14 protein-coding genes are annotated in these 16,900 nt (G+C 31.6%); 1 reads left to right on the top strand and 13 read right to left on the bottom strand.

The window, feature by feature from the left end; genetic code table 11:
* Positions 1 to 9 precede the first annotated feature (9 nt).
* The 11 genes from ACTG44_RS04180 to ACTG44_RS04130 all read right to left on the bottom strand — a co-directional run bounded on the left by ACTG44_RS04180 (position 10) and on the right by ACTG44_RS04130 (position 12,697).
* Positions 10 to 780: a carbon monoxide dehydrogenase accessory protein CooC gene (locus ACTG44_RS04180; protein ID WP_021383511.1), complete on the bottom strand. Its 771-nt coding sequence runs from the start codon at positions 778 to 780 to the stop codon at positions 10 to 12.
* Positions 781 to 834: 54 nt separating this feature from the next.
* Positions 835 to 2,220, bottom strand: a complete 1,386-nt coding sequence (gene lpdA / locus ACTG44_RS04175) for a dihydrolipoyl dehydrogenase (protein ID WP_021383534.1) — start codon at positions 2,218 to 2,220, stop codon at positions 835 to 837.
* 43 nt (positions 2,221 to 2,263) lie between these two features.
* Complete coding sequence (locus tag ACTG44_RS04170; RefSeq protein ID WP_021383473.1) at positions 2,264 to 3,145, bottom strand: methylenetetrahydrofolate reductase; 882 nt, start codon at positions 3,143 to 3,145, stop codon at positions 2,264 to 2,266.
* A gap of 36 nt (positions 3,146 to 3,181) precedes the next feature.
* Complete coding sequence (locus ACTG44_RS04165) at positions 3,182 to 3,856, bottom strand: methylenetetrahydrofolate reductase C-terminal domain-containing protein (protein WP_021383443.1); 675 nt, start codon at positions 3,854 to 3,856, stop codon at positions 3,182 to 3,184.
* Between the two features lie 36 nt (positions 3,857 to 3,892).
* On the bottom strand, positions 3,893 to 4,765 hold the full coding sequence (locus ACTG44_RS04160) for a bifunctional 5,10-methylenetetrahydrofolate dehydrogenase/5,10-methenyltetrahydrofolate cyclohydrolase (protein WP_021383453.1): 873 nt from the start codon (positions 4,763 to 4,765) through the stop codon (positions 3,893 to 3,895).
* A gap of 91 nt (positions 4,766 to 4,856) precedes the next feature.
* Entirely contained in the window at positions 4,857 to 5,489 is a 633-nt protein-coding gene (locus tag ACTG44_RS04155; RefSeq protein WP_479919893.1) for a cyclodeaminase/cyclohydrolase family protein, read from the bottom strand.
* A 92-nt stretch (positions 5,490 to 5,581) separates the two neighbouring features.
* Positions 5,582 to 7,258 (bottom strand): formate--tetrahydrofolate ligase, encoded by a 1,677-nt coding sequence (locus ACTG44_RS04150; protein WP_021383446.1) that lies wholly within the window; start codon positions 7,256 to 7,258, stop codon positions 5,582 to 5,584.
* A 239-nt stretch (positions 7,259 to 7,497) separates the two neighbouring features.
* On the bottom strand, positions 7,498 to 8,277 hold the full coding sequence (locus ACTG44_RS04145; protein WP_021383484.1) for an ATP-binding protein: 780 nt from the start codon (positions 8,275 to 8,277) through the stop codon (positions 7,498 to 7,500).
* 289 nt (positions 8,278 to 8,566) lie between these two features.
* Entirely contained in the window at positions 8,567 to 10,486 is a 1,920-nt protein-coding gene (gene cooS, locus ACTG44_RS04140) for an anaerobic carbon-monoxide dehydrogenase catalytic subunit (RefSeq protein ID WP_021383498.1), read from the bottom strand.
* A gap of 605 nt (positions 10,487 to 11,091) precedes the next feature.
* The gene (locus ACTG44_RS04135; RefSeq protein ID WP_479921362.1) at positions 11,092 to 12,003 is read right to left on the bottom strand and encodes a bifunctional enoyl-CoA hydratase/phosphate acetyltransferase; all 912 of its coding nucleotides are present in this window, start codon (positions 12,001 to 12,003) and stop codon (positions 11,092 to 11,094) included.
* 127 nt (positions 12,004 to 12,130) lie between these two features.
* The gene (locus ACTG44_RS04130) at positions 12,131 to 12,697 is read right to left on the bottom strand and encodes a DapH/DapD/GlmU-related protein (protein WP_021383465.1); all 567 of its coding nucleotides are present in this window, start codon (positions 12,695 to 12,697) and stop codon (positions 12,131 to 12,133) included.
* Between the two features lie 224 nt (positions 12,698 to 12,921).
* Here ACTG44_RS04130 and ACTG44_RS04125 point away from each other — a divergent pair, with 224 nt between their 5' ends.
* Positions 12,922 to 13,830: a LysR family transcriptional regulator gene (locus ACTG44_RS04125; RefSeq protein WP_479921361.1), complete on the top strand. Its 909-nt coding sequence runs from the start codon at positions 12,922 to 12,924 to the stop codon at positions 13,828 to 13,830.
* Positions 13,831 to 13,909: 79 nt separating this feature from the next.
* Here the strand turns inward: ACTG44_RS04125 and ACTG44_RS04120 are convergent, their stop codons facing one another.
* The gene (locus ACTG44_RS04120) at positions 13,910 to 15,052 is read right to left on the bottom strand and encodes a tetratricopeptide repeat protein (protein ID WP_479921360.1); all 1,143 of its coding nucleotides are present in this window, start codon (positions 15,050 to 15,052) and stop codon (positions 13,910 to 13,912) included.
* A 17-nt stretch (positions 15,053 to 15,069) separates the two neighbouring features.
* Positions 15,070 to 16,824 carry a B12-binding domain-containing radical SAM protein gene (locus ACTG44_RS04115; protein ID WP_479918216.1) on the bottom strand — a complete coding sequence of 585 codons (1,755 nt, stop codon included), beginning with the start codon at positions 16,822 to 16,824 and terminating at the stop codon, positions 15,070 to 15,072.
* Between the last annotated feature and the right edge of the window lie 76 nt (positions 16,825 to 16,900).

Genomic DNA, 16,900 nt, shown 5'->3' with positions numbered 1-16,900 from the left:
CCCTTAAACCTATTTTAATTCTAATTTAGCAAAAATCTCTTTCATAGCCACTTTAGATTTTGAATCTTCAGGTAAATTAACTAAAGGAATACCTGTAGAGTCATATTCATATATCAATTCATCCATAGGTACAACACCGATTAACTCTAGGTTATGTTTTTCAATTTCTTCTTTAACACCATCATTCATAACCCCATTTGGAACTTTATTTACAATTAGAAGTATTCTTCCAACATTTAACTTTAGTTCCTCAGCTAAATCTCTTATTCTAGCAACAGCTTGTATGCTACGTCTTGAGCAATCACTAACCAATAAAAGTGTATCAACATGTCTAGTGACTTTTCTACTTAGATGTTCCATACCAGCTTCGTTGTCCATGACTAAGTATTTGTAATGACCAGATATTTTGTTTACTTGTTCTCTAAGTATTCCATTTACAAAACAATAACATCCTTCACCTTCTGATCTACCCATTACTAATAAGTCATATCCTTCGCCTTCTTCAATTATAGAGTTCAATCTAAATTGTAGATATTGTGCTTTTGTCATACCACCAGGGAATGCATTGCCTAACTTTTCTCTTTGATTTACTTCTTCTCTTATTTCTCCTATCGTTGCTTCAACTTCGATACCTAATACTTCATTTATATTAGCATTGGCATCAGCATCTACAACTAATACTGGTCCCTTATTGTCCTTAACCAAATAATCAATCAAAAGCCCTGTGAGACTTGTTTTACCAGTTCCACCTTTTCCTGCAACAGCTATATTGTATCCCATTTTAAGACTTCCCCCTTAAATCAGCCACAGAGCCTTATGTACTCTGTTTACGTATTATAATTTAGGTACAGAATGAACACATTCACCATGTACATCGTGAAGAGCTTCCATTAGTCCTTCTGATAAACTTGGATGTGGATGTATTGCATCCCCTACTTGTTCTACTGTTAATCCTAGATGAACAGCTAGTGACAACTCTGTTAATAAATCTGTAGCATGAGGTCCTACTACTGCTGCACCTATTATTTTATCTGTTTCTTTATCAGCTATAATCTTTACAAATCCTTGGAAATGTCCTATAGCTTGTGCTTTTCCAAGACCTCTAAAGTCAAATTGACCTACATTGTATTCTACACCTTCAGCTTCAAGTTGTTTTTCAGTTTTTCCAACACCAGCAACTTCAGGTTCTGTATAAACACATCTTGGAATTGCTCTGTAATCTACTACCTTAGTCTTACCTAAAGCATTTTCAACTGCTACGATACCTTCTTTAGAAGCAACATGTGCTAAGAAAGGAGTATCTATTATGTCGCCTATTGCATATATACCTTCTACATTAGTTTCAAGATGCTCATTAACTACTACTTTTCCTCTTTCCATTTCAATTCCTATATCTTCTACTCCAGAATTATCAAGGTTAGGTCTTCTACCAACACATACTAGTGCATATTGTGCTTCTATAACCTTTCCATTAGAAAGAGTTGCAACAGCTTTACCATCAACTACTTCACAAGTTTGTACTCCAATACCTGTGATAACTTTAATCTTATCTTTCTTAAATTGTCTAAGTAGTTGTTTAGCTACATCTTTATCTTCATTTAATAGTATTTGGTCAACCATCTCAACTATAGTTACTTCTGTTCCTAAGGCTCTAAAGAACTGCCCTATCTCACATCCTATAACTCCACCACCTACTATTAACATAGACTCAGGTATCTCTTCAAGTCCAAGAACTTCATCACTAGTTATTACTATTTTTCCATCATATGGGAACATTCTTGGTACAACTGGAACAGAACCATTTGCTAGTATTATCTTGTCAGCTTTTATAGTTTCTACTGTTCCATCTTCTTTTGTTACTTCTATAGTATTCTTATCAATCAATTTTCCAAAACCATTAACTAGTTTCACGCCTCTTTTTTCAAATAGGAATTCTATCCCACTTATTAATTGATTTACAACTTTATTTTTTCTTTCCATTATGGCAGTGAAGTTTGGTGTAACTGTTCCATCTATTTCTATACCAAAATCTTTTGCTTCTCTTACAGTGTTTAATACTCCAGAAGAAGCAAGAAGTGCTTTAGTTGGTATACATCCTGCATTTAAGCAAGTTCCTCCAACTCTTCTTTTTTCAATAACTGTTACCTCTGCACCAAGCATAGAAGCTTTTATAGCTGCTACATATCCACCTGGTCCACCACCTACTACTACTATCTTCATCCTTAATTCCCCCAAACCTTATATAATCTACAATATTAAAATACTATAAACCTGCGGCATCTAGTATAGCAGGTATATTCTCTTCTGCCCCAATTGCCATTATATGAACACCATCACATAAATCTTCTTCTTTTAATTGTTTGATAAGTTCTCCTGCCATTTTTATTCCTTCGCTTACCCAGTTTTCTTTTCCAACTGCTCTTAATCTTTCGATTTGTTCATCTGGAACAAATATTCCTGGTACATTTGCAGTCATAAATTTGGCCATTCCTGGTGATTTCAAAGGTACTATCCCTGCTAATACCTTGCAATCCATATCCCTTGTTAATTCTCTAAACTTTCTCATTGTATTTATGTCATAAAGTGCTTGAGTTTGGAAAAATTTAGCCCCAGCTTTTATTTTCTTTTGCATTTTTAATAATTGAACTTCTATTGGAGAATATTCTGGAGTTACTGATGCTCCTAAATAAAAATCTGGAGAACCTTTTAATTTATTACCAGCCATGTCCGTACCTGCCATTAAAGTCTCAGCAGTTTGAAGTATCCCAACAGAATCTAAATCAAAGACTCCTTTAGCTTGTGGATGGTCTCCTACGCTAGTATGGTCTCCTGTTAGTGCCAACAGATTGTTTATCCCAAATACACCTGCTGACAACATTTCTCCTTGTATAGCTATCCTATTTCTATCTCTCCCTGTTATTTGAATAACTGGCTCTAATCCAGCATCTTTTAGTAATTTACATGTAGCAAGAGAAGTTGCTCTCATAACTGCTGATTGAAAGTCTGTTACATTTGCTGCATGAACTCTTCCAACTAATGGCTTTGCACATTCTATTAAATGTGAAAGGTCAGTCCCTTTTGGAGGAGCCATCTCAGTAGTAACTGCAAATTTTCCACTTTCTAATGTTTCTCTTAATAAGCTCATCTCTAATCCCCCTTTTAACCTTCTAAAAAAAAACTTTTATGAATTTGCTGCTGCTTCTTTCTTTTTCTTTGCACTTAAACTTCTTGGATTATTTTGCTTAGAGTAGTCTTTTGGTGGTCTTATTTCTGCTAAGTTGCCTAATTGTCCTATAGCTTCTAATCTTTCATATATCTTTATCCAAGCACAATCATTCTCTGCATTTACTTCACACTTACCATTTTTAGCTCCACCACAAGCTCCATTCATAAGACCTTTAGCACACATAGTTACTGGACATATCCCACCTGTCCAACCAAGTTCACAGTCTCCACAAGCTTTACAAGCTTCTTCATATTCTCCAACCCTTTGTACTTCCCCTATGAACAAAGTATTGTTTGCTGGATAAACTGGCTTATCTTTTAGGTTCTTAACTATTGTCTGTGTACCATCTCCACATGCTAAAGATAAAACTGCATCAGCTTCTTTAGTCTCCTCTTTTAGAGCCTTTAAATCCTTTTTAGACTTTAAAAGGTTACAAGCAGGGTCAAGCATTACATATCCTAAGATTTTTTTGCCTTCGCCTTCAAGAGTTTCTTTCATTTTTAAAACTTCTTCTTCTCCACCACTTTTACAAGTTGCTGCACATTGATTACAACCAACTAAAACTAGCTTGTCAAAATTCTTTAAGTACCCTAGTACTTCTTCTAATGGTTTATTTTCAGAAATTATCATATCTACTTCCCCCCTAAACCTTCCACTTATATATATCTATTTATTATTTTGTAATTTACAAGCTTTAACTACATGTTTTGCAAGTATAGATGTTGTAACTGAACCAACCCCCGCTGGAACTGGAGTTATCATTGATACTTTATCTAAAACTGCATTTGTATCAACATCTCCACATAAATTTCCTTCTTCATCAACATTTATACCAACGTCTATAACTACTGCCCCATCTTTAACAAAAGTTTCATCAACCATCTTAGCTCTACCAATAGCTGCTATTAATACATCCGCGTCTGCTGCTACACCTGATAAATTTTTAGTCTTTGAGTGACATATTGTAACAGTTGCATGTTCACTTAATAAAAGCATTGATACTGGCTTCCCAACAACCATTGATCTTCCAAGAACTGTTACCTTACTTCCTTTTAAATCAACATTATAATGTTTTAATATTTCCACTACTGCTGTAGGAGTACATGGTGGGAATCCACTCTTATCACCTTCCATGACTTTAGCAGAGTTTATTGGACTAAAACAGTCTACATCTTTTTCTGGTGCAATAACATATTTTATAACTTCTTCATTTAAGTGTTTTGGAAGAGGTCTAAAACATAATATACCATTAACATTTTTGTCATCATTAACTCTCTTTAATACATCAATGTATTCTTCTTGAGTTATATCTTCAGCTAATTCTAACACTTCTGTTGTTATACCAATGTTTTGACATCTTTTTAGTGCGCCTCTTTCGTATGATAAATCGTCACTTCTTGCTCCAACTCTAACTATTGTTAGTTTAGGACTTATACCTTCTTTAACTAATAACTCAACTTCTTTTATTAACTCTTCACTAATTTTATCAGCTACAGGTTTTCCTTTTATAATTTGTCCTTTAGTTGACATTCCTTCCATATATTCACAACTCCCCTACAAGCAAACTTAAATTCATTTATTCTATATACCACATATTAACAACATAGTATTTACTTTCGTCATTTAAAAATTATTTTCCAAGAGCTTTTTCAACTTTAGCATAAACTTCATCACAAGTCTTTACGCCTTCTTCAACTAATTTATCTACCTCTGTTTTTACCTTATTAACATATTCTTTATCTTGTATAGAATTTATATTTATAACTACATTTAATTGTCCACCAAGTATAGCAGCTCTTAAACATTGAACTCCTACACCAACATCGCTTATAGCAAGTCTTGAACCTTTATCAACTAAATCTTCATGTAACTTAATAGCTTCATAGCAAACTCTTACTATATTTAATGGTACTTCACAAGCAACTTTAAGTGCTTTTTCCATTGTTTCTGCTTTTATTCTTTTTTCTTCTTCTGTTTCTTTAGGAAGCCCATAAGCTTTCGATAATGGTAAGAAACATTCTGCATCATCATCTATCATTTTTAATAAATCTTTTTCTAGTTTTCCAGCTTTACTTAATATCTCTTTTACACTTTCTTCATACTCAGCATACTTTTTCTTTCCTATTGTAAGATTACAGACCATACTACCTAGGGCCATACCAATTGCACCAACTAGTGCAGCTGCTCCACCGCCACCTGGTACTGCTTCTTTAGAAGATAGTACTTCTACAAAATCAACACAAGTTTTATCTGCTATTTTCATTATAATCCTCCTTGAAAGGATGTAGGAAAATATCTCAAATTATTCGAGCTATTTTAAGATATTTCCTACTCTTTATTTATAAATTAATGTGCTTAGAATAATCCAGCTATTACTCCGTTTTCATCAACATCTATTTTTTCTGCTGCTGGAACTTTTGGTAATCCTGGCATCTTCATGATTTCTCCAGTAAGTGCAACTATAAATCCAGCTCCTGCTGAAATTGCTGCTTGTCTTACAGTTATTCTAAATCCTGTTGGTCTACCTAATTTAGTTTGGTCATCAGTTAAAGAATACTGAGTCTTAGCCATACATACTGGAACCTTAGTAAATCCAAGTTTTTCTAAGTTAGCTATTTCTTTATCAGCTTCTGGAGTATAATCTACACCATCTGCTCCATAAATCTTAGTAGCTATAGCATTTATCTTGTCTTTTATAGATAAATCATCTTCATAGCAGAATCTAAAGTTATTTTCTTCTTCATCTAATAATCTTAAAACTTCTTTAGCTACTGCAACTCCACCTTCTCCACCTTTTGCCCATACTTCAGAAAGAGCAACATTTACACCTAATTCTTTACACTTGTCTTCAACAAGTTTAAGTTCAGCTTCAGTGTCAAGTGGGAATCTGTTTATTGCAACAACTGCTGGTAATCCATATACTTGAGTTATATTTTCAACATGTTTTAATAAGTTTGGAAGTCCTTTTTCAAGAGCTTCTAGGTTTTCGTTATTTAAGTCTGCTTTAGCAACTCCACCATTGTATTTTAATGCTCTTACAGTAGCAACTATTATAACAGCATCTGGTTTTAAGTTTGCCATTCTACATTTTATATCTAAGAATTTTTCTGCTCCAAGGTCAGCACCGAATCCAGCTTCAGTTATTACATAATCAGCAAAGTGCATAGCCATTCTTGTAGCTATAACAGAGTTACATCCATGAGCTATATTTGCGAATGGTCCACCGTGTACAAATGATGGTGTTCCTTCAAGAGTTTGAACTAAGTTTGGTTTTAAAGCATCTTTTAATAATGCAGCCATTGCACCATTAGCTTTTAATTGTCTAGCTGTTACAGGGTCACCCTCGTAGCTATATCCAACTATTATGTTTCCTAATCTTTCTTTTAAGTCAGATATATCACTTGCCAAACAGAATGCTGCCATTATCTCAGAAGCAACAGTTATATCAAATCCGTCTTGTCTAACTGCTCCATCACCTTTTTTACCCATACCATCAACGATATTTCTAAGTTGTCTATCGTTCATGTCTACACATCTTCTCCAAGTTATTTTCTTAGGGTCTATTCTAAGAGCATTTCCTTGGTGAATATGGTTATCAAGCATAGCAGCTAAAAGGTTATTAGCAGCTCCTATAGCATGGAAATCGCCTGTGAAGTGTAAGTTTATATCTTCCATAGGAACAACTTGTGCATATCCTCCACCAGCTGCTCCACCTTTAACACCAAATACTGGTCCTAGAGATGGTTCTCTTAAAGCAACTAGTACATTTTTGTCTAACTTAGCAAATGCATCAGCAACACCTATAGTAGTAGTAGTTTTTCCTTCACCTGCTGGAGTTGGGTTTATAGCTGTAGTTAATATTAACTTAGCTTTTTTACCAGTGTCTCTTTTTAGTAGATTGTAGTCAACTTTGGCTTTATATTTACCATAAAGTTCTACATCATCTTCACCTAGTCCTAATTTTTTTGCAACCTCTCTAATATCTTGAGGTTTAGCTTCTTGAGCTATTTCAATATCAGATTTAAATCCCATAACTGAATCTCCTCCCACAACCTAAATAGATTTAAAATATAATTTTTTCTAAAAATTGTATTAATATGTAAAAATTATATTTTATAAGATAATTATACATGTAAAATTGCTTAAAAACTAGCTACTAAGCTATTAAAATATTCAAACTTAATAGCTAGTTATTTATCTAATTACTTATTTATTACCTATCTATTACCTATGTCTAACCTTTAACCAACCTAAAATCCCAAATCAAAATTCTATTTATCTTTAAATGACATTAATTTATCTTTTATTGCTTTAATTTGTGCTTTTGTTGTTTCACTAGAATCATATGGAGATTGATTAGCTCTATCAGAATCTATAACATCTTGATTATAATAAATAAATCCTAAAGATTCTCCATCTTCTAAGTTTTTGATTATAAATTCTTCATCTTCTTTATTCCTAATTTTATTTCCTACAACAAATACCTTATTTACTCCTATATCATGTCCAAGTTTTTTTACTTTTCTATATGTTTGCAGACTTCTTTCTCCTGGTTCTACAACTACTATAAAAGCATCTACTCCTTGGGCTGTTCCTCTTCCTAAATGTTCAATTCCTGCTTCCATATCCATAACAACTACATCTTTATTTTGTAGTATTAAATGTGAACATAATCTTTTTAAAAGAACATGCTCTGGACATACACATCCAGTGCCGCCAGAATCTACTGTTCCTAATGTAAGTAATCTTACTCCATTATATTCTTTACAGAAATTTTCAGGGATATCGTCCACTTTAGGATTCATCTTAAACATTTTTCCAAATGAACCTACAGAAGCAGCTGTTCTATCTGAAACTAATTTCTTCATTTCTGATATAGGTACTATTGATTCATATACTTCTTTTGGAAAACCTAGTGCTAAAGCTAAATTAGCATCCGGGTCGGCGTCAACAGCAACAACTCTGTATCCGTCTTCAGCAAACATCCTAGAGAGCATTGAAGAAAAAGTCGTTTTACCTACTCCACCTTTACCTGTTATTGCTATCTTCATAATCCTTACCACCTTTATTTCTATTTGCTTTCTATGTAGTCAATTTTTATAGTTAATTATTTTTTTATACACTAAAAATAAACTACAGCTAGTTCTTACAGGAACCAATTACATTTACCTTACTAGCTTTTCAAAGCAGCATGTATAGTTTTATTATTCTTCATTATATTGTTTATATTTTATTTATTCAGTATATTCATTGTATTTTGATACTCTTTACTTTAATATTTGACTTTATTCAACCATAAACTTGTTTATAAAATCGTTTTTTCTATGATTTTTTTATTTCTTAAGCTTCAGCTTTTTCTGCCATTTTTTCTTCAACTAATGCTTCAAAGTGAACACGTTTCTTCTCTATATCTTCTATTATTGTAGCTGCTAATTCTTTTGGATTTGTGTTTACAGTAAATGTTGCACCAACTTTATCTTTTAATTCACTAGTTAAGATATCTACTGCTCTTGAAGAACCAGTTATTGGAGGCATTATTCCTAGATAAGTATCTATACCAGAAGCCACAACATAACATCCTATAGCAACTGCTTTTTCTGACATCCACTCTGGAGCTATACCTACAACTGGAAGGTCACACATATCCATATCTAAGTAATTAGCTGCTGCTCCAACTAAATCTAGTATACGGCTTATATCAACGCAAGAACCCATATGTAGTACTGGTGGGATTCCTACTAATTTACAGACAGTTGCAAGACCTTTACCTGCATATTTTTCAGCTGCATCAGTTTCCATTAAACCAAATTTAGCTGCTGCTGAAGCACCACATCCTGTAGTAACTACTATTATGTCATTTTTGATTAATTCTTTCATTATTGTTACGTGAGCCTCATTTGAAACTCCTTTAGCATTGTTACATCCAACTACACCAGCTGCTCCTCTTAATACTCCAGATTTTAAACAGTCTGTTAATGGCTTAACTGTTCCTGCTGGGTCTATATGAGAGTTTACAACTCTATCTAATTGGTTTACTACTGCTTCTACACTATACCCAACTGTTGCTCCTGATTTTAATTCAGGTATAAGTACTTTTGATTTATCTCTATTTTTAAAGTTTAAAATAGCTTCTTTAACTATTGCTTTAGCATCATCAAGTGCTTGTTCTTCTCTAAATTCAATATAAGTTGAACCTGTTATTTTAGCTTTTGGAGAAGTTGTTACAAATTTAGTATGGTAACAATCTGCAACTCTAGCTAATGCAGGGAATATACATTGAACGTCAACTATTACAGCTTCAACTGCTCCAGTTATTATTGCAAGTTCTTGTTGATGAAAGTCTCCTGCTATTCTTACACCATGTCTCATTGTAATCTCATTACCTGTACAACACATACCAGCTAAGTTTATTCCATCTGCTCCAACCTCTTTAGCTAAAGCTACTAAGTCTGGCTCTTCTGAAGCTAAAACTATCATTTCTGATAATGCTGGCTCATGTCCATGTAATATTATGTTAACTTTATTTTCTTCTAATACTGCTAAGTTAGCCTCTGTTCTTCTTGGCACTGGAGTTCCAAATAAGATATCGCTTAGACGAGTACCTATCATAGAACCACCCCAACCATCAGCCATAGAAGTTCTAAGACTCATGTGTATTAAACTGTCTATATCACCAGTACATCCTATATGAGTAGAGTGCATTATTGTTGCAATTTCTCTATCTATAGCTCTTGGTTCTATAGCATATTCTTTCCATATTTTTTGTCTTGGCTCTGGCGCATTTTTTATAAATCTTAATGTCCCAAAAGGTTTTCCAAATTCCATTAATGCAATTTCTGCCACTTCATGTGCTACATCATAGATATCTCTACCTTCTGTTTCTACATCCCATTCTTTAGCTAAAGTTATTAACTTAGCTTCATCTCTTATTTTATAGTTTCCATTTGGATCAGCTAATGCTAATGTATGTGCTATATCTCTAGCATGGTCTGAATGGGCAGCTGTCCCACCAGCAACCATTCTTGCAAAGTTTCTACCTACTATAGTGTGTTCATCTGCTCCACATAACCCTCTTGGAGTCTTTGGACTTATTCTACATGGTCCCATTCCACATATTCTACAACAAACACCTTGAAGACCAAAACCACATTGTGCCTTAAAGCCTTCTTTTCTATCATACATTGTTTCTACGCCTTCTTCTCTAGCTTTTGCTATCATCTTCTGGCTGTTTAAATCAATTGTTAACATTTTTTCATCCATATTCCTATCCCCTTTTTTTGATTTTTAAAATCCCCCAGGTGACTGACTTCATGTCATAAAATAATAAAATAAATGCTTTCTAAGTTGATTATATACTAATTTTCAGTACTTTGCTTTAGATTTAAATATTTTTTTAACAAAATTAGATAATACATAAAAATTTAATTTTTGGTACCTAATTTAAGTTAATTTTACTGCCTGTTTTAGGCTATTTTTTAATACCTAAACCTATTTTTTGATACTTTAGTTTAATTAAATTACGTTTTGATTTTTTTTAAATCAAGTTTGAATTATTTCTAGTCATTTTTTGTTTTTATATATTGATTGTGTATTTATTATTTTTCATTACTTTTTGGACTTGTTACAGATTTTTACTCCCTAAACTTAATTAGTAAAAACTTCTTAGAATAGCATTTTTTGGACTAATTTTTTTGAATTTTTTCATTTTTCCTACTTTAATATTAATTATAGCTTCAAATTGAACATTTGTATATATTCATTTGAAGCTATAATTATTTTTTATATAAAATTTTTTTAATATCGCATTAATTTAGACATTTTGACTGCTTTTTCTATTTTTATTCATTTATTTCATACTCTTGATTTTATTTCATGCTCTTAGCTACAATAGCTCCATATGCAATAGAGTATAATTTAGATTCATGTGAATCAGCTCTTGATACCAAAACTATAGGAGCTTTTGCGCCCATAATTATACCTGCTGATTTAGAGTCTGCCATATATGTAAAGGCTTTCCCTATTCCATTACCAACCTCAATTGTTGGAACCAACATAATATCTACATCACCAGATACTTCACTCTTAAATCCTTTTATTTCACTAGCCTCTTTTGAAACCGCTAAATCAAAAGCTAGAGGTCCTTCTACTATTACGTTTTCTCCAAACTCTCCCTCTTTACAAGCTTTTGCTAACATATCTGCATCTACAGTAGCCTGCATCTTAGGATTTACTTTTTCTTTAGCTGCTAAGCATGCAACTTTTACAGTTTCCATACCTAAAGCTTTTGCAGCTTTTATTGAATTTTTTAATATTTTTGCCTTTTGTTCATAATCAGGTGCTATGTTCATTCCTCCATCTGTAGTTATAAGTAATTTATGGTATTTTTCTAGCTCATATACCATAACATGACTTAATAAACTATCAGTTCTAAGACCATAGTCTTTGTTTAACACTTCTTTTAAGATAACTGATGTATCTAACAATCCTTTCATTACAAAATCAGCTTCTTTACTTGATACTAATTTAACTGCTATTTCTGCACAGTCTTTGATATCATCCTTATCCACTATTTTGATACCATTTAAATCAAATCCTATTTCTTTTGATATTTCTCTTATTTTTGCTTCATTTCCAACTAATATAGGAGTAATTATATTTCTTTCTACAGCATCCTTTATTGCCATCAAAACCTCTTTGTCATGAGCTGCTGCCACAGAGAGAACTATTTTCTCTCCTCCTTTAAGTTGCTCTAAAATATCATCTAATTTTTTTATCAAAAGTAACCCCTCCCTTATATATATTTAACTAAATAATACCATATTTGCTATACCTTTTCTCAATTTATTTTTTATGTTATAAAAAATTTGTATAACTAAAAGATAGTTTAATATTTTATTCTGAGATTTAATCAATAACGCTTAAAATCTTTGCAGGAACACCGCCTACAATAGTATTTTCTGCAACATTTTTGGTTACAACTGCTCCAGCAGCAATAATTGCATTATCACCAATAGTAACTCCAGAAACAATAGTTACATTAGCACCAATCCATACATTTTTTCCTATTATAATTGGAGAAGGATAAGTTGTACTACGTTTCTCTGGTGCAATACCATGGTTAAGTGTAGCTAATACCACATTATGACCAATTTGAGTATTATCTCCAATCTCAATACCACCTTGGTCTTGAAAATGACAACTGCTGTTTATAAAAACATTCTTTCCTATAGTAATATTTTTTCCACAATCCGTATAGAATGGTGGAAACATAAAAAATGATTCATCTACTTTCTTACCAATTAACTCAGAAAACAAACTACGCACTTCTTCTGGTTCATGATAAGAAGAATTTAACTTACTTGTTATTTTCATTGCCTCATTACTTAACTTAACCATAAATTCATGTATTTCTGATTCACTAGAAACAGGTTTTCTTTGATTGACATGCGTTAAAAATTCATTGATATTCATTTTATACATCCTTTCAATATAAACTTTAATTTATTTGTATTTTCTAAATAACATTTTAATAAAAATTAGTTTATTTAACTTTATAAGTAATATGATTACTCCTTTTAGTGTAATATACAACTTTTTCTATATCAAATGCCTATATTAAATACTTAAATATACGTAAAAAGCATAAAAGTTGATATAATTATATTAATAAATAAGTTAGTAAAGGATGATTAACTATGGAATTAAGAGTATTAAGATATTTTTTAGCAATTGCAAGAGAGGAAAGTATATCTGGTGCAGCAACCTTTTTACATATAACACAGCCAACACTTTCTAGACAGATTATAGAACTTGAAGAAGAGTTGGGAGTCAAATTATTAGTTCGAGGAAATAGAAAAGTTTCCTTAACGAATGAAGGTAGACTTTTACATAAAAGAGCAGAGGAAATTATATCATTAGTTGATAAAGTAGAATTGGAATTTGACAATCCCAATGAAATTATTAGTGGTGATATATATATAGGTGGTGGAGAAACTGAAGCTATGCGACTTATAGCTAGAGCTGCACATCATTTTCATCAAAAATACCCTAATGTAAGATACCACATTTTTAGCGGAAATGCTGATGATGTAACTGAAAAATTAGACAAAGGACTTCTTGACTTTGGGATTTTAATTGAACCTGCAAACATACAGAAGTATGATTATACACAAATTCCTACTACTGATGTTTGGGGGTTACTAATGCGTAAAGACAGTATCCTTGCTTCACAAAATACGATAAATCCAAAAGATTTATGTAATATACCACTTATTATTTCAAGACAGACACTAGTTGATAAAGCAATTTCTAAATGGCTTGAATATAGTACTGAAAAGCTAAATATTGTTGCTACATATAATTTAGTTTATAATGCTTCTCTTCTGGTAGAAGAGGGATTAGGTTATGCTTTATGTTTAGATAGACTCATTAATACTACAGAAAATAGTAATCTTTGCTTTAGACCTCTATCTCCCCCTTTAGAAGCTAAATTAAATATCATATGGAAAAAACATCAAATATTTTCAAAAGTAGCTGAAAAATTTTTACTTCAAATACAAAAAGACTTTTCTTATATCATGTTGAACTCATCTGAAGAAAAATAAGTAAAAAATAAAAAACGGTATAACATGATAAATGTTATACCGCCTAACCAATAAAATTAAATACAACTTAACAATATACTTACTTATTTATTCCAAGCTCTTTTAAACAAGCAATTGTAATCTCATCTTGTGGATTCAATTCATAAGCTCTTTCTATATAATAAGTTGCATCATCAATATCACCATTATTTAAATAAGCCATACCTAAATTACAAAGTATCTCTGGGTCTTCCTTTATCTTAGCAGCCTGTTCAAAATATTCTATTGCTTTATCTAAATTATTTTTATAAGCCTCACAAAGCCCTAATTCCACTATAGCATCCACTTGCTTAGGCTTTATTATCAATATCTTCTCCAAATACATCTCAGCCTGTTCTATCTCGCCCATACCCTTATATCCAAGAGCTATCATGAACAACAAGTTCCACCAATCCATATGTTCTTCTTCTAATGGAAGTAGTTTCTCTAATCCTTCTTTAAATTTGCCTTGGAATACAAGCGTATATCCTTCTTCGTACTGAACCTTAAAATCCATCTTTCCTAGATTATCTTGTATCTCAGCTACTAAATCAGAATCTAGCCCCAGTCTTAACGCATCTTCCCAAGTTAGCTTGGTCTTTAGATATTGACCTTGATTATAGTAATGGTAGCCTAAGTGATAATAACCTAATGCAAAATTCTCATCAACACCAATTATCTTTTCAAGCTTGGCCATTGCTTCAAGTAAAAATGCATTCATTGCCTTCTCATCCATGTCTTTTTGATACTGTTTTGCTATCTCTTGGCAAACAATTGCATAATTATACATTGCATCTAAATCATCTGGATACATTGTTATAAATGCTTTTATATATATTAAAGAATCTGTATGCTCACCAATCTCAAAGTATTTTCTTGACATATATCCCATATATGCCTTCAAATCCAGATTAATATCTTTAGCTAAAGCATTTAAAAACTTTTCATATTCTCCATTGTTTTTAAATTTACTATCTATCCCAATTATATATATCATAGCATCTGCTATAGACATTGAATTTAACTTATCTTGGGCAGTCTTTTCTTTTATTCCTTTTACCAATACCTCATTTTTTATAGGTACATCTAATCCATCTTTTGGCACATCATAGCTCTTTAATTTAAACTCTCCACCATGCTTTATAGTAATAAAAGCTAGTTCCTCTGCCTTTTTCAGCAAATATTTTTCTATTTTAAAATCCATTTTCTCCTCCTAAATATTTAAATCTCTACTTTATGAGTTTTAGATTTCTCAAATATTTTTTTATCATCATATTCAAATAAGACTACATTTTCTTCTTCTCTTATTTCTGTATTTATATCATTTTTTAAATCCACAACATTAAATTTAAATGGCTCAAAATGAACATATTTTATTATATGTTTAGCTGGCTTATCAACAAAACTAGGTAAATATGTTGATAAATTATCATTATCCTGTAAAAATACATGGCATCTATTCTTAAAATCATCCACATCTAACTTATTAAAAAACTGTGGTATATTCGATGTTTTACCCAGTGATATATAGTCATACTTTAATATATCATTGAATACATCATTATCTATATTTATTTTTTCATTATAGAAATCCATCAATATTTTGTAAAGTTGATTCTTTCCTTGTGCCAAATCAAAGTATCCATTTTCATCAAAATACTTGGCAAAAGTCTCAAAGAATTTAAAAGGACTTTGTTTATAAAACTTGCCTATAATATATCTCATAGACAACACAAAGTTTTTAGAATTATAATATCTCTCCAATATATCCTCTATATCCTTTAGCTTCAATGTTTCCTCATAACTTATATAATTATTATATAAAAATTCATATGGAGCATAATCTTTATATTTAAAACCATGCTCGTCTGCCACTTTTCTCATGCCTGTACCTTTAATCATCTTTAAAAAACCTAATTGTAGATGCTCTATACCTAAATTAAATACATCATTAAAGGAATTCTCAAAACTCTTATAATCTTCATAAGGAAGCCCTGCAATTAAGTCTAAGTGCTGATGTATATTTCTATAAGATGCTACAGTCTGCACAACATGAGACAACTTTTTAAAATCATCCCTTCTACCTACTGCATCAAGTGTTTTTTCATTTGTCGATTGTACACCTATTTCAAACTGAAAAAGACCTTCTTTACAATCAGCTAAAAATTCAAGCATCTTATCATCTATCAAATACGCTGTAACTTCAAAATGATAAGTAGTATATCCATTATCATTTTTCATAAGAAAATCCATAATTTCCATAGCTACTTTTTTATTTGCATTAAATGTTCTGTCAATAAATTTTATCTGTGATACCTTTGCATCTATTAAAGCTTTTAAATCACTCTTTATCCTATCTAAACTAAAATATCTTAGACCTGGAATAGTAGATGATAAGCAGTACTGACAGTTAAATGGACAACCTCTTGATGATTCATAATACACTATTCTATTTTCATATTCCTTTGGATTTAAATTCTCATAAGGACTAGGAATCTCGTCCAAGTTTTTAAGTAATTCCATTGGTTTATTCACTATTATCTCATTGCCTTGTCTATATACAAGTCCATTTACATCGTTTATGTTTTTTTCACCTTGTAAGTGAAGTATTAAGTCTTTAAAAATTAATTCTCCTTCTCCATAAAGTATATAGTCCACAAAGTCGTACTTTTTCATCGCCTCATAACTATCATAACTAACTTCTGGTCCGCCCAAAGCTATTTTAGTATTAGGTCTAATTTTTTTTAGATTATCACAAAGCTTAACTATATCTCCCACATTCCAAATATATGTGGAGAATAATATTATATCATACTCGTTTTTGTATATATCCTTCAAAATATAGTCCAAATCATTATTTATCGTATATTCTTTCATATCAACTTCTATCAAATCTCTTACAAATTCTTTTAGATATCTTATAGCTAAATTTGTATGAATAAACTTAGAATTTAATGTTGTTAATAAAATTTTCAAATATTTCTCACCTCTTTTTAAGATTATACTGTCTTTTTGTACCCCTTATAGGTTAAAATAGTATATGTAAAGTTTT

This window comes from Clostridioides sp. LIBA-2809 (assembly GCF_056688965.1).
Note: the sequence above shows the minus strand (reverse complement) of the source record. Positions and strands in the feature narration are given on the sequence as shown.

What these genes read in the sequence shown, in the direction of transcription:
- ACTG44_RS04165 (WP_021383443.1), bottom strand. Translation starts at nt 3,856, where the DNA reads ATGATAATTTCTGAAAATAAACCATTAGAAGAAGTACTAGGGTACTTA.
- ACTG44_RS04125 (WP_479921361.1), top strand. Translation starts at nt 12,922, where the DNA reads ATGGAATTAAGAGTATTAAGATATTTTTTAGCAATTGCAAGAGAGGAA.
- ACTG44_RS04155 (WP_479919893.1), bottom strand. Translation starts at nt 5,489, where the DNA reads ATGAAAATAGCAGATAAAACTTGTGTTGATTTTGTAGAAGTACTATCT.
- lpdA (WP_021383534.1), bottom strand. Translation starts at nt 2,220, where the DNA reads ATGAAGATAGTAGTAGTAGGTGGTGGACCAGGTGGATATGTAGCAGCT.
- ACTG44_RS04160 (WP_021383453.1), bottom strand. Translation starts at nt 4,765, where the DNA reads ATGGAAGGAATGTCAACTAAAGGACAAATTATAAAAGGAAAACCTGTA.
- ACTG44_RS04150 (WP_021383446.1), bottom strand. Translation starts at nt 7,258, where the DNA reads ATGGGATTTAAATCTGATATTGAAATAGCTCAAGAAGCTAAACCTCAA.
- ACTG44_RS04120 (WP_479921360.1), bottom strand. Translation starts at nt 15,052, where the DNA reads ATGGATTTTAAAATAGAAAAATATTTGCTGAAAAAGGCAGAGGAACTA.
- ACTG44_RS04145 (WP_021383484.1), bottom strand. Translation starts at nt 8,277, where the DNA reads ATGAAGATAGCAATAACAGGTAAAGGTGGAGTAGGTAAAACGACTTTT.
- ACTG44_RS04130 (WP_021383465.1), bottom strand. Translation starts at nt 12,697, where the DNA reads ATGAATATCAATGAATTTTTAACGCATGTCAATCAAAGAAAACCTGTT.
- cooS (WP_021383498.1), bottom strand. Translation starts at nt 10,486, where the DNA reads ATGGATGAAAAAATGTTAACAATTGATTTAAACAGCCAGAAGATGATA.
- ACTG44_RS04180 (WP_021383511.1), bottom strand. Translation starts at nt 780, where the DNA reads ATGGGATACAATATAGCTGTTGCAGGAAAAGGTGGAACTGGTAAAACA.
- ACTG44_RS04170 (WP_021383473.1), bottom strand. Translation starts at nt 3,145, where the DNA reads ATGAGCTTATTAAGAGAAACATTAGAAAGTGGAAAATTTGCAGTTACT.